This window comes from Pseudomonas sp. SA195, assembly GCF_054131565.1.
Genome location: NZ_CP096392.1, coordinates 4,338,097 through 4,352,059, shown reverse-complemented (window position 1 = coordinate 4,352,059; position 13,963 = coordinate 4,338,097). Strand labels below are relative to the sequence as shown.

At 64.7% G+C, this 13,963-nt stretch carries 9 protein-coding genes; 3 read left to right on the top strand and 6 right to left on the bottom strand.

Annotation, left to right across the window (positions count from 1 at the left end):
• The first annotated feature begins 174 nt into the window (after positions 1-174).
• Positions 175-1,275, top strand: a complete 1,101-nt coding sequence (locus M1D78_RS20275) for a TRAP transporter substrate-binding protein (RefSeq protein ID WP_437421745.1) — start codon at positions 175-177, stop codon at positions 1,273-1,275.
• 59 nt (positions 1,276-1,334) lie between these two features.
• Here M1D78_RS20275 and M1D78_RS20270 read toward each other — a convergent pair whose 3' ends face one another.
• The 4 genes from M1D78_RS20270 to M1D78_RS20255 all read right to left on the bottom strand — a co-directional run bounded on the left by M1D78_RS20270 (position 1,335) and on the right by M1D78_RS20255 (position 8,759).
• Complete coding sequence (locus tag M1D78_RS20270; protein ID WP_437421744.1) at positions 1,335-1,760, bottom strand: OsmC family protein; 426 nt, start codon at positions 1,758-1,760, stop codon at positions 1,335-1,337.
• An 81-nt stretch (positions 1,761-1,841) separates the two neighbouring features.
• Complete coding sequence (locus M1D78_RS20265; RefSeq protein WP_437421743.1) at positions 1,842-2,147, bottom strand: DUF2388 domain-containing protein; 306 nt, start codon at positions 2,145-2,147, stop codon at positions 1,842-1,844.
• Positions 2,148-2,215: 68 nt separating this feature from the next.
• A complete protein-coding gene (locus tag M1D78_RS20260) occupies positions 2,216-6,964 on the bottom strand; it encodes a PAS domain S-box protein (RefSeq protein ID WP_437421742.1) in 4,749 nt (1,582 codons plus the stop codon).
• A 175-nt stretch (positions 6,965-7,139) separates the two neighbouring features.
• Positions 7,140-8,759, bottom strand: coding sequence for a L,D-transpeptidase family protein (locus M1D78_RS20255; protein WP_437421741.1), 1,620 nt, complete (start codon positions 8,757-8,759; stop codon positions 7,140-7,142).
• A 231-nt stretch (positions 8,760-8,990) separates the two neighbouring features.
• Between M1D78_RS20255 and M1D78_RS20250 the strand changes: the two genes are divergently transcribed.
• Positions 8,991-9,698 carry a murein L,D-transpeptidase catalytic domain family protein gene (locus M1D78_RS20250; protein ID WP_437421740.1) on the top strand — a complete coding sequence of 236 codons (708 nt, stop codon included), beginning with the start codon at positions 8,991-8,993 and terminating at the stop codon, positions 9,696-9,698.
• Between the two features lie 155 nt (positions 9,699-9,853).
• On the opposite strand, the gene M1D78_RS20245 is transcribed toward M1D78_RS20250, so the two are convergent.
• Positions 9,854-11,638, bottom strand: a complete 1,785-nt coding sequence (locus tag M1D78_RS20245; protein ID WP_437421739.1) for a GspE/PulE family protein — start codon at positions 11,636-11,638, stop codon at positions 9,854-9,856.
• A gap of 139 nt (positions 11,639-11,777) precedes the next feature.
• A complete protein-coding gene (locus M1D78_RS20240; protein ID WP_437421738.1) occupies positions 11,778-13,142 on the bottom strand; it encodes a CYTH domain-containing protein in 1,365 nt (454 codons plus the stop codon).
• Between the two features lie 104 nt (positions 13,143-13,246).
• Between M1D78_RS20240 and M1D78_RS20235 the strand changes: the two genes are divergently transcribed.
• Complete coding sequence (locus tag M1D78_RS20235; RefSeq protein WP_437421737.1) at positions 13,247-13,924, top strand: TIGR00153 family protein; 678 nt, start codon at positions 13,247-13,249, stop codon at positions 13,922-13,924.
• Positions 13,925-13,963: the final 39 nt, after the last annotated feature.

Sequence of the window (13,963 nt, the reverse complement as noted above, 5' to 3'; positions counted from 1 at the left end):
AAAGGCAGCCCGCGATTCTAGGCGGCTGCGTTACAGCGTCGCAACCGGCAGTACTACGTACGTAGTGCCGGTACGTAGTCGCGAAGCTTGAGGCTTCGATAGCCATATGATAGCTAGAGCTACCTGGATCAGTGATCCCGCGATTCAGTCATTACAACAACAAGGAGTTACCCGATGAAACGTCGTCAAATTCTGGCCGCCGCAGGTGTTGGCCTGGCCGCCACCGCACTGGCTGGCTGCAACAAGGAAAGCGAGCCGGCCGCCAAATCCGAAGGCACCGCCAGCACCGAGAAATTCAATTGGAAGATGGTCACCTCCTGGCCAAAGAATTTCCCTGGCGTGGGCGTTGGCGCAGAGAACTTCGCCAAGCTGGTCAACGAGATGAGCAATGGTCGGCTGACCGTCAAAGTCTACGCCGCCGGTGAGCTGGTCCCGGCGCTCGAGGTCTTCGATGCGGTTTCTCGCGGGACTGCTGAGATGGGTCATGGCGCGCCCTATTACTGGAAAGGCAAGGTGCCCGCGGCGCAGTTTTTCTGCGCACTGCCGTTCGGCCCGAACGCGCAGGAAATGAACGCCTGGCTGCATCGCGGCGGCGGCATGGAGCTGTGGGAAGAGGTGTACAAGCCCTTCGGCGTGCTGCCGATGGCCTGCGGTGCGACCGGCGTGCAGACCGCCGGTTGGTTCAACAAGGAAATCAACTCGGTCGATGATTTCAAGGGCCTGAAGATGCGTACCCCGGGCCTGGGCGGCGAAGTGCTGACCAAGATGGGCGGCACCGTGGTCAACATGCCGGCTGGCGAGATCTTCACCGCGTTGCAGACCGGTGCGATCGACGCCACCGAGTGGATCGGCCCATACAACGATCTGGCGCTCGGCCTGCACAAAGCGTCCAAGTACTACTACACGCCGGGCTGGCAGGAGCCGAACGTGACCTTCGAGCTGGACGTCAACCTCAAGGCCTGGGAAACCCTGCCCGACGACCTCAAGGCCATCGTTCGCGCTGCGGCCCGTGCGGTCAACGGCGACATGCTCGATGACTACAACGCCAAGAACATGGAAGCGCTGGAGCAGCTGCGAGAGCAGGGCGTTGAAGTCCGCCGTCTGCCAGACGAAGTACTGGCACGCCTGAAGGAAGTGGCCGCCGAAGTGGTCGATGCCTCAGCCAAGGCCGACCCGACCGCCGCCAAGGTCTGGGAGCAGCAGAGCGCTTACCTCAAGCGGTTGTATGAGTACGCGGAGCTTAACGAGAAAGACATCTACAACATCCGCGGCTAAGCGGTGCTGTAGATCCAAAAACGCCGCCCTTCGGGGCGGCGTTTTCATTACCGGATGGCTCAGCCCTCGAGCGTTGCGCTCAGGCTGATCTGTGCATTGAGCACCCGAGACACCGGACAACCTTCCTTCGCCTTGTTGGCTATTTCCTGGAATTGCTCATTGCTGGCGCCCGGTACGTTGGCCTTCATCGTCAGCGCGATGGCGGTGATCGCAAAGCCTTCGTCCTGCTTGTCCAGGGTGACCTCGGCGGTGGTGTCGATGCGCTCAGGTGTCAGGCCTGCCTGTCCGAGCATCATGGAAAACGCCATCGAGAAGCAGCCCGCATGCGCCGCACCGATCAGCTCTTCCGGGTTGGTCCCAGGGGCCCCTTCGAAGCGTGTGTTGAAGCCGTAAGGATTGTCTTTGAGCACGCCGCTTTGGGTGCTAATGGTGCCTTTGCCGCTCTTCAGGTCACCTTGCCAGACAGCCGATGCAGTTTTTTTCATGATGCCTCCAGATTCGTTGAGGGACGGTTCTAGCCGGAGCGCCGGGGTGGCGTGGAGGTGCGGTAGGCACCCCCAATTGGCTTACTGCTGCGCTGCGAGTACGGCGCTCGCCAGTTCCATGTCGCTGGCCTGCAGGTCAGGCTGATCGCTACGGATCTGCTGCAGCATGGCCTCCAGGTATGGGCCGCGGATCTCACCATCGCTGGCAACGAAGCTGCTGGCGTCTTCACGCGCTGCGGCGACCAGCTTGTCATCGCGGAAGGTCATGTAGGTCGAGGCGGTGGTCGCGCCCGAGGAGAGGATCTGCCGGACGAAGCCGTTGTCCGCCATCGCCGCGCCGAAGGGCAGGACACTCAACGCGACAGCCGCCAGGAATTGTTTGCGCATGATCGTGATCTCCGATGAATGACTCATCAAGAAGAGTGCAACGGTCACCGCAGAGTTCCTTCTCGCGGTTATCCGCTGCGCTCGATCAGCTGGCGAACCTTGGCCGCCAGCATGTCGATGCTGAACGGCTTGGAAAGCATGTCCATGCCGGGCGCGAGGAACTCCCCCCGAACTTCGGCGTTCGGCGCATAGCCTGTAATGAACAGCACCTGCAGCTCCGGACGGTGCTGGCGGGCAACCTCGGCCAGCTGGCGGCCGTTCATGCCTGGCAGGCCGAAGTCGCTGATCAGCAGGTCGATGCGCTCGCCGCCCTGCAGGAAGGGCAGCGCCGAAGGGCCGTCGATCGCTTCGAGCACCTGGTAGCCCAGCTCTTCCAGCACCTCCACGACCAGCATGCGCACGGCCGCTTCGTCCTCGACCACTAGCACGGTTTCGTTCGATTGCGCCCCTTGCACGGAGCCGGATGTCTCGGCCGGCTCATCGCCGGGTTCCAGCTGCGCACGGTTGCGTGGCAGGAACAGCGTGATCAAGGTGCCTTGCCCGGCGGTGCTGTCGATGCGTACATGGCCGCCGGTCTGCTTGACGAAGCCATAGACCATCGACAGGCCGAGGCCGGTGCCCTGGCCGATGGGCTTGGTGGTGAAGAAGGGGTCGAAGGCCTTGGCGACCACCTCGGCCGGCATGCCGCAGCCGGTATCGGCGACGCTGAGGGTGACGTAGTCGCCTGGCTCCGGGCTGTCCGGTTGCGGATTGCCGATCTGCACGCAGCCAGTCTGGATCACCAGACGTCCGCCGCCCGGCATCGCATCGCGAGCGTTGATGACCAGGTTGAGCAGTGCGTTTTCCAGTTGGTGCGCGTCGGTATAGGCCAGCCACGGCTCGGCCTGCAGCAGCGTTTCGAACTGGATGTGCTCGCCGATGGTGCGGCGCAGCATGTCTTCCATAGATTGCACCAGCTGGTTGACGTCCACCGGCCGGGTGTCGAGCGACTGGCGGCGGGCGAAGGCGAGCAGGCGATGAGTCAACGCAGCGGCGCGGTTGGCCGAGGTGGTCGCCGCGTCGAGGTAGCGGCCGAGTTCCTGCGTCTGGCCGCTGGCGACGCGCCGCTGGATCAGGTCGAGCGCACCGAGCACGCCGGTGAGCATGTTGTTGAAATCGTGCGCCAGGCCGCCGGTGAGCTGGCCGATGGCTTCCATCTTCTGGGCATGCCGCAAGGTTTCCTCGGCACGTTCGCGCTCACCCATCTCCACATGCAGGAGGTGGTTGATCTCGGCGAGCTCGCGGGTCCGCTCGGCGACGCGGCGCTCGAGATTGTCGTTGAGCTCGCGTAGCGCCTCTTCCGCCGCGACCTGAGCGGTAATGTCGGTATTGGTGCCGAACCACTGGGTCACCTGGCCGAACTCATCGCGAATCGGCAGCGCGCGTGCGAGGAACCAGCGGTACTGGCCGTCTTTGCCGCGGAGCGGAAAGGTGTCCTCCCAGATCGAGCCGATCGCGACGGCGCGCTTCATCGACGCGCTGACGCGCACATGGTGGTCAGGGTGATGCACCGAACGCCAGCCCAGCGCCCGCATGGCTTCGAGCGTCGTGCCGGTGTAGTCGTACCAGCGCTTGTTGTACCAGTAGATGCGCCCGGTCGGGTCGGCCATCCAGGCGAACTGGCTCATGTTGTCAGCCAGCGTACGGAATTGCTCTTCGCTGGCCCGCAGCGCGCGTTCGGCGCGCATGCGCTCATCGGCGGTCCAGGCGCGGTCAGCGACCTCGCGAATGAAAGAGATGTCCTCCTCGGCCCATTGCCGTGGGTGATCCTGCAGCAAGATCAGCGCCGCACTGAAGCGGCCCTGCTCCTGAAGCGGCACGCAGACCAGGCTCTGGATGCGGCGCAAGCGCAGGCTGGCGGCCTGCGCGGCGGTGCGGGTGTCGTGCAGTACGTCTTCGACGACGACCATCTCGTCGTTCTGCAGGTCGTAGACGAAGTCGCCGTAGTCGGCGAAGCACATGCGCTCGCTGTATTCGCCCAGCGCGCCGTCGCTCCAGTAACGCTCCACGGTGGCGTACTGGCCGCCCGGATCCACCGTGAGGAAAGCCGCGCGGGTGACGTTCAGTGTGGTGCCCAGCGCGCGCACGGCAGCGGTGACGATCGTGATGCTGTCGGGCTGCCCGCGAAGCAGGTCGCCCAGCTCCATCAGTACGGACTGACGTTGTTCAGTCAGCTGGCGCTCCTGGATCTGCTCTTCGAGCAAGGCGTTCATGCGCAGCAGCTTCAATGCGGCGTTGCGCTCGGCGGTGATCTCGCGTGCCGTGCCGAGCAGGCGGACTTTGCCGCCGGCATCGATTACCCGGCGCCCGCGGTTGGTCAGCCAGCGAAACTGCTCGGTGACCTCATCGTAGACGCGGTAGTCGAGGTTGAGCTCGCCACCGGCCAGCCCGTCAAGCGCATTGCGGAAGGCGTCGATGAGGGCGCGGCGATCATCGGCATGAACCCGCGCGAAGAATTCTTCGACGCTGAGCTCTGGCTCGTCCGGGGCGACGCCGGCGAGTGCCTTGATCTGGGCATCCCAGTGCAGCCGGTTGCTTTCCAGCTCGTATTCCCAGACGCCGATCGAGGCGATTTCGTTGGCCAGGCTGACCCGCTGTTCGGCTTCGAGGACCGCCTTGCGGCCGAGCGCACGGTCGGCCGCCGCGCGAATCCGCTCGATAACCTCGCGTACCAGCGCGATGTCGGCCTGGCTCCAATGGCGCGGCGACACGCTGGCGAAGAGCAGTACCGGGCAATTTGGCGTCTGTTCCAGCAGCGGCGCGAGCAGCAGGCTGCGGCAGCCAAGCTGCTGGTGCAGGGTGTCGCAGTCGGCGCGGCAGTCCGCTTCGTCGAGCAAATCCTCGAGCGGCACGATCAGGCCTTGGCCGAGGCGCAGGTTCAGCGTCTCGGCGCAGCAGCCAAAACTGATCGGCGATGTGGCTTGTGGCCGCCCGGCGCTGCGCCAGGTCTGCTCGATGACCAGGCGCTGCTGCTCGTCGAGCTGACCGAAGGCAATGAGCTGCACACCGAGCAGCTGCGCCAGTTGCTCGGCCATGACGTCGCCCAGCTCGATCTGCCCGTCGGTGTCCTGCAGCCGGTCGCTCAGCTCCAACAGGTAGCCTTGCTGCGCTTCACCGCGGGTGCGTTCGCTGATGTCAGTGAAGGTACAGATCGCGCCTTGCAGCTGGCCGTCGCGGTATAGCGGGGCAACACGATATTCGACGGGCAGGCTGCTGCCGTCCTGACGGAAGAAGAGTTCATAGGCAACGTGGGCCGGCTCGCCGGTGATCGCGGTGCGCTGGATCGGGCAGTCCTCGACCGCATAGGGCGAGCCGTCCGGGTGGCTGTGATGGATGGTGGCGTGCAGGTGGCGGCCGAGCACCTCGTCCTTGCTGGCAAAGCCGAGCAGCCGGACAAACGCTTCGTTGCAGAGCGTGACCTGACCACGCGTGTCGATCGAGTAGAAGCCTTCGCTGGCCGAGTCGAGCAGGCTGCGGGTGAAATCCTCGCTCTCCTGCCGCTCGAGTTCGGCACGGCGGCGCTCGTGCACGTCTTGGGCGACCAGTACCCAGTGCAGCAGGCGGCCATCGCAGTCGTAGACCGGCGCGCCGCTGCCCTGGAACCAACGTGGCTCGCCGGCCGCATTGAGCAACGGTACTTCAAAATTGCCGGGTTGATGACTCTTGAGCGCGCCTTGCCATTGCTGGAGCACGGCGTCGCGATGGTCGTCAGCGACCGCCTCCAGCCAGCCCATGCCGGCGGACGCGTCCAGCGACAGGCCGCTGAATTCGACCCAGTATCGGTTGCAGAAGATCAGTTCGCCGCGTGCGTCGCACTGCCAGATGATCTGCGGGCTGAGGCCGACAAGGGCCCGATAGCGCTCCTCGGCCTGGCGTATGGCGGCCTGCTCGTGCAGGCGCTCGGTAAGGTCACGCAGGATGTGGACGAACCCCGGATGATGGCCTTCGTCGTTCTTCAGCCGCATCAAGACGCCGCTGGCCCAGAACTGGCTGCCGTCCTTGCGCCGCTGCCAGCGCTCGTTGATTGCCGAGCCTTCGCGCGCCGCGGTGACCATCTCCTGCTCTGGCACGCCACGGGCGATGTCTTCGTCGGTGTACAGACGTGCCGCCGTGCTGCCTAGCACTTCGTCGGCGGTCCAGCCGAGGATGATTTCCGCGCCCTGGTTCCAGCTGGTGATCAGCCCCTGGGCATCGGTGGCGAGGATGGCATAGTCCACCGCGCTGTCGATGATCTGCCGGTTGCGCTCGTTGTGCTCGCGGCTGCGCCGCAGCTCCAGCAGCGCCATGACCTGTCGCGCCAGGGCCTGAAGGTGCGCGAGCTGCCGCTCGGAGAGCTGGCGTGGCTGGGTGTCCATCACGCAGAGGGTGCCGAGGGGCAACCCTTCGGGCGTGCGCAACACGGCCGCGGCGTAGAAGCCACTCGCGCCGTCGAGCTGTGGGAGGTCGGTCAGGTTTTCGACCACCAGCGGCTCGGGGCGGGTGATCGCACGTGCGCACAGCGCTTCGCTGCGACCGAGTTCATGCTGGCTGACGTTTACCGATGCCTTGGCCCACTGGCGTTCCTTGTCGATGAAGACGATCGCCGCGCTGGGTGTGGAACAGAGTTCGGCAGCGAGCAGCGCCAGGTCATCGAAGGCGGGTTCCGGCCCGGTATCGAGAATGCGATAGCGGGCCAGCGCTGCCAGGCGGTCTGCTTCGTTCCAGCTGTGGGTGTGTTTTTCAATGTTCAAATTCTGCTCTGCTATCCATGGCGGCAAGGGCGCAAGTCCTGAAGGCATCCAGGGCTCGACATACGCTGGCTTTCGCATTGCTACCTGCAAGGCTAGTCGATGTGCAAGATACCCGGGCCCAGCCCGCCGGCAAGTAGACATCGGTCTACGGGCAATCTGCCAGAGCCGCCGGTCCGGTGGCGCTCGGCCGAGCGGCTGGCGCGCTCGGTCAGTGTGGGCTGCGTTAATCGAGCACGGCGTCCTGATCCGCTTTGCGCAGGGCTGCCAGCAGGGCAGGGTCGCGGTGATAGATGTCAGGGCGGTAGCGCGCGGTGCCGGCTCGGTCAGCCTCGGCGGTCCAGTAGCCGAGCAGCACGGGCGTGGGTCGTGCCAGGCGGAACTCGTACGTATCGCCGCGCTCGAGCAAGGCGCTGACTCGCTCGCGTTCGGCCTCGGTGAGCAGCAGGTCGACCAGCTGCATGATCGATTCGACCCGTACGCAGCCGGAGCTGAAAGCCCGCTGGCTGCGGCTGAACAGGCCCTGGCTGGGCGTGTCGTGCAAATAGATGGAATAGGGGTTGGCGAAGCGGATGACCACCCGGCCGAGTGGGTTGTCCGGACCGGCTGCCTGCCGCAGCATGATGTCGCCGGGGTTGGCCCAGTCGATCTGCCGCGGGTCGAGCACCTTTCCGTCGTAGTCGATTACCTGCAAGCCCTGCTCGGCCAGGTAGGCGATGTCGGCACGGATTTTCGGCAGCTTGTCCTCACGCTGGATGGTTGGCGGGATGGTCCAAGTCGGGTTGAGCGTCAGGCGCGTGACGTTGGACTTGATCGATGGGGTCTGTCGGGTTTCACGGCCAACCTGCGTGCGCGCCTCCCAGCGCGGTTCGCCCTCACGGAAATAGATGACACGGCCACCGGCGATGTCGACCAGCAACGAGCGGGGCTCGATATCACGGGCCATCCAGCGCATGCGCTCGAGGTTAACGCGCAACTGCCCCAAGCGGTCGGCCTGGCTCGCGTTGAGCGCGGCCAGGGTGTCGGTGCCGACGATGCCATCGTCCTGCAGCGCGTGTCGGGCCTGAAAGGCCTTCATCGCGGCTATATCGAGGTCGCCGTAGGTGGGCGACGCATCAGTGCCGGCCGCCTCGGGCAGCAGGCCCTCCGCCGACAGCCGCTGGCGCAACAGGGGCAGCCGTGGGTCTTGCATGCCTGGGCGCAACGTCTTGCCTGGCGGCAGCGGTAGCCAGGTGGATTGCGGCGCCTGGCGCAGTCGAGCGAAGGCGGTGCGCAGATTGTGGTACTGCTCCAGGGCCGGACGTGCGGCGTCGAAGGCGCCGGCGATGTCGTCCAGCCCCGCCCGGGCAATCGCCTGCATGCGGTCCTGCTCCTGCTGTTGCGCCGCTGCGTTGGGGCTGCGCCAAACCGGTTCGAAACGGTCCTGCGGGAGCCGGCCATGGGCCAGGTGGTCGAGTGCCAGCAGGTAGGCGTGGCTGGCCTGGATGTCCGCGCATTCGCGATGCAGCGGATCGGCAGTGGCAGTCTGCATGGCCCTGCGGATGCGGTCGGGGCCGTAGACGGAGGGCTCCAGGCCGTCATCTGCGAGCGCCTGGAGTTGTTCGAAAAGCGGGTCGAGCCGCTCGTAGCGCGTCCACAGGGGGGCAAAGTCGGCGGGCTCATACAGCGCGACCAGCCGCTGCCGGGCGGCTGGGTCTATTGTCGTATTCAACGATGGGCAGCGGGTAGCCGGGCTCTCCAGCGCCGAGCGAAGCGATTCGGAGGCTTCGCTGCCGGGCGCGGCGGCAGCCGCAATCGGAATGACCAGCAGAGCTGCGAACAGACGAAATGCATGTTTTTTGTACAACGCTTCACTCCCGGCTGTCCCGACGGCTGCTAGACTCCGCTGCGCAAAGCCTTGCGGCGTCTGGGGATACCAGGCCCGTACAGGCCAATAAAACAGGTTTTGTCAGATCGTGCGTCCGTTCATGGCGGCGCCGAACTGGCTTTGTATCGCTGCCGTATCCCGTCTGGCAGCGGATGTTGGTGGGGCCGGAAGCGATGCCGGCCGTGTCCGCCGATGAGGTCCTCGACGAACATGATGGTCACGCTCCGACGCCTCTGCCTGGTCGCAGGCATGCTGTTGTCGGCGCCGCTGCTCGCGGCTCCGCCTTCCTATCAGCCTGTGGTCGACCGTTTGGCGCGCGTGGCGCCGAGCCTCGATCGGCAGGTCCTCACACATGCCGTGGCCGCCATGCAGTGCGCGGTGAACAACGGTGCCACGCCGGCACAGCGCCTGGCGGTGATCGATTTCTCGCTGCCGTCATCCCAGCGCCGACTCTGGATCTTCGACCTGCAGGGCACGCGATTGTTGCTCAAGGACTTCGTCGCGCACGGCATGAAATCCGGCGAGAACCTGGCAACGCGCTTCTCCAACGTCGTCGGCAGTCATCAATCCAGCCTCGGCCTGTTTCGCACCGCCGAGAGCTACAGTGGCAAGCATGGTTATTCGTTGCGCATGGATGGTCTCGAGCCCGGTGTGAATGACCGTGCACGCGAGCGTGCCATCGTCATCCATCCGGCCGCTTATGTGAATCCCGCCTGGATCGCGACCCAGGGCCGCATCGGCCGCAGCCAGGGTTGCCCGGCCGTCCGCCCGGAAGTGGCGCGCATGGTGGTCGATAGCCTGAAGGGTGGCCAGTTCATGTTTTCCTGGTATCCGGACCGGCAATGGCTGCAGTCCTCGGCCTACCTGAACTGCAAGCCGGCGCGGGTGGCGGGCATCCTGGCGGCAAGGGAAGGTTGATCGCGGTCGGTCAAGGCGCCGGAGATTGCTCGCTGAACAAGGGCGAGTCGTCTACACGCCGAGACAATGGTCGGAGTCTTGGTCCGGCTGGGTGCAAACCAACTCGCCCGCCACGACATTTATCGCCGGGCCTGTTCGCGCTGAACGGCCTCCCGCTACTTCTGCTCGCTCTGCGGTGTGACCCGCAGGACTTCCTCGACTGTCGTCAGCCCAGCCGCGATCTTTTGCGCGCCGGATAGCCGCAGGCTGTGCATGCCATCCTTGAAGGCCTGGCGGCGCAAGGTGATGAGGTCGGTGTCGGCGGTGATCAGCGGCTTGATCGCATCGTTAAGCAGCATGATCTCGTAAACACCCGCGCGGCCACGATAGCCGGTATCGCGGCATTCGATGCAGCCGACCGCCCGGTGTGCGTTGCTCGGCAGCGGCGCGTTCCAGGGTTTGGTCAGGGCCTGCCAGTCGTCGGCGTCGAGTTGGACGGGCGCCTTGCAATGCGGGCACAGCTTACGCACCAGGCGCTGGGCCATCACGCCAAGCAGCGTGGCCCGCAACAGGTAGTGCGGCACGCCCAGTTCGAGCAGGCGGGTGATGGCCGACGGCGCGTCGTTGGTGTGCAGGGTCGAGAGCACCAGGTGCCCGGTCAGCGCCGCCTGGATGGCCATCTCGGCGGTTTCGAGATCGCGGATCTCGCCGACCATGATGATGTCCGGGTCCTGGCGCATCAGGGCGCGCACACCGCTGGCGAAGGTCAGGTCAATGTTGTGCTGCACCTGCATCTGGTTAAAGGCGCCCTCGATCATTTCGATCGGGTCCTCGATGGTGCAGACGTTCACCTCGGGCGTCGCCAGTTGCTTGAGTGTGGTGTACAGCGTGGTGGTCTTGCCCGAGCCGGTCGGCCCGGTAACCAGGATGATGCCGTTGGGCTGGCCCGTCATGCTCTGCCAGCGGCGTAAATCCTCCGCGGAAAAGCCCAGCTGATCGAAGCCCTTGAGCAGCACGTCCGGGTCGAAGATCCGCATCACCATCTTTTCGCCGAAGGCTGTCGGCAGGGTCGACAGGCGCAACTCGACCTCGCCGCCGTCCGGGGTCTTGGTTTTGACGCGTCCGTCCTGCGGCTTGCGCTTTTCGGCGACGTTCATCCTTCCTAATGATTTCAGGCGGCTGACCACGGCCATCGCCACCTGCGGCGGGAACTGGTAGACGTTGTGCAGTACGCCGTCGATGCGAAAGCGCACCGTGCCCTGCTCGCGCCGGGGCTCGATATGGATGTCGCTGGCGCGCTGGTCGAAGGCGTACTGGAACAGCCAGTCGACGATGTTCACCACATGGGCGTCGTTGGCGTCCGGCTCCTGGTCGCTGGCGCCGAGGTTGAGCAATTGCTCGAAATTGCCGGTACCGCTGATTTTCTGGTCACTGGCGGTGGCGCCGCTGACCGATTTGGCCAGCCGGTAAAACTCGACGGTAAAGCGCTGTAGGTCGGCCGGGTTGGCCACGACCCGTTTGATCGGCCGCTTGAGCACGTGGGTGAGGTTGGCTTCCCAGCTGTGCACGTACGGCTGGCTGCTGGCGATAGTCACCGCGCTGCTGTCCACCGCGACCGCGAGAATCTTGTGTCGCTGCGCAAAGGCGTAGGACATCAGCGGGGTAATGGCGGCGACGTTGATCTTCAGCGGATCGATGCGCAGATAGGGTTGGCCGGCCTGCTCGGCCAGCCAGACGGTGAGGGTTTCAAGGTCGAGCGTCTTGCCTGGCCTGGACAGATCCTCGATCTGCTGCGCGGCGATGAACTCCAGCGGGTGCTGCTGGTTTTGCGTGGCGCTGCGGCGCAGGGTCATGCACTGCTCGGCCGTCTCCTGATACAACCGCCCCTGGGCGACCAGATCGCGCAGCAGATCGTTCAAGTCGAGCAGGCGGTCAGTAACGGACGGAGCGAAGGCGGACATGGGGACTCCCTGGAAAACCGACAAAAGCGCTGGAGGCGGACAAACTGGACGAACGCCGCGGCAGGCCCGAGCGCAGCCATTCCTGTGAGCACGATCGGCCAGCGAGGGGCATGACCGATGCAGCTTCAGTGTGGCAAGCCTACTTTGTCAGCAGCTTCCATGGCTTGAGCGCCCACACAGTATGGGCCTGCTCGGTGCGTGTACCCAGGCATTCGTCGGTCAGAGGCTGGCACGCCAAGGCGTAGAGCTTGGCCAGCTCGCCATACATCCGATCGGTTTCCGGCAAGTCCAACGTGGCTCGGGCCAGATGCAGCCAGACCAGCATGCGTTCCATGCGTGGGCGCTGCTCGGCCAGGTCCTCGGGCTGCCGCTCATAGCGCGGGAGTTGAAGCGCCTGAGCTTCGTCTGCCAACAGGCGCGGCAGCCAGTTGCCCAGTTCGGCGGTGCCCTGGCGCTCGCCACGGCTGTTGCGGTGGGTGGTCCATCCGCGTTGCAGGAGCCACAGCGATGTGTGCAGTGAGAAGCGGCCCCAGCGTGGTTGCTCGAGCTCGGTAGCGAAGGCTTCAGGTGCGGCCTGGCGGACCTGCTCGTCGTCTTGTCCGGCCTCGATGCGCGGGCGCCAGTCCTGAATCAACGCGTCGAGTTGCTCGCGCAGTTCGCGGCTGCTGGCACGCGGGGCGGCCTGCCCGAGGCTGCCGAGTAGGGCGCGCAGCTCGACCAAGTGCTGCAGCCATTCGCCGAGCAGCTTCCAGTGACCGTTGTAGCGATATTGCTCGGCGAGCCGCTGGCTGTTGCCGAGCAAGTACCAAGCGAGTGCGGCGAAGGCGTCGTCCAGGGTGGTACCGGGTTCGACCTGTGGCGTCGGCAGGCTCAACGAGTAGCTGTCCGGATCGTGCAGGCGGTAGCCGCGTTCGGCCTTGCTGATGTCGCAGGGCATCAGCGGTAAGTCGATGGCCAGCTCGGCGGCCAGCTCCAGCAACGCTTCGGGTTCGCCCTGGCGCAGCTCCAGCTCTAGTTCGCAGATTTCCTCGCTCTGTTTGCCCGCGATGACTTGGCCGAGGTCGAGGGCCGCTTCTATGACCACCTTAGACTTTCCGCGCCCCCAGGCGATCTCGGCCTTTTCCCGGACGAAATCGGTGGTGAAGATGGGCTTGAGCGTTTTCTTGTCCAGGTCGGCCAGGCTCGCCGGCCAGCAATCATCGGCCAACTTTTTGAGGTCCAGCTTGGCTTTGTCCAGGTACCAGTCCCACTCGTTGCGTTCGGACAGCCCGGCCACACTCTGGCCCCGGCTCTTGAGCGTCTGGATGAACTGCTCGCCGTCGCGCCTCAGGCGCAACGCGACCTTCGCCCCAGCCAGGTCGCGCGTGGGGGTGTCGAAGTACTGGTTGAAGAGTTCGTGACGCTGCCAGCCGCTCTTGTTGCGCTTCTTGAGCAGCGGATGCTCGCGCAGGGCCGCCAGGGTTTCGCGACTGGCGCGCAGTTTGATTTCGGTTTCTTTCTGCATGGTGCCCAGATGATGCCTATGTTTGAGTGTGACCTACGTCACTTGGTAGCGGCCCTTTGAGGTCATCCGTATACTTGCCGCCTTCTGAAGCCGGGGTGTTCCCTATGCCAATCAATCCTTTCGTCAGCCTGTTCGGGCGGTCGCCCATCGGTCCGATGCAACAGCATATGGCCAAGTCGCACGAATGCGCCGCCAACCTGGTGCCGCTGTTCCAGGCGATCACGGCAGAAGACTGGGAACGGGTCGAGCAGATCCAGAAAGAGATGGCCCGACTGGAAAACGAGGCCGACAAGCTCAAGAAGAGCGTTCGCCAGCATCTCCCCAAGAGCCTGTTCCTGCCGGTACCGCGCTCGGACCTGCTGGAGCTGCTGAGTGTACAGGACAAAATTGCCAACCGTGCCAAGGACATTGCCGGCCTGATGCTGGGCCGCTGCATGACGATCCCGCCGGCGCTGCAGCCGGAGATGATGGCCTTCGTACAGCGTAGCGTCGACGCCAGCTGCCAGGCGCTCAAGGCACTCAAGGAACTCGATTCGCTACTCGAGACCGGCTTCGCCGGGCGTGAGGCCACACTCGTGGAGAAGATGGTCGAGGAGCTCGAGGAAATCGAGCGCGAAACCGATCGCATGCAGATTACGGTGCGTCGCGCGCTGTTCAGGCTGGAAAAGGAATTGCCTCCCGTAGACGTGATGTTCCTCTACAAGATCATCGAATGGATCGGTGACGTGGCCGACCGCGCCGAGCGCGTCGGCAACCGTCTGGAACAATTGCTGGCGCGCTGAGGCGCCAGCGTCCTTTCTGGGTTCAACAGGTAATTTTCT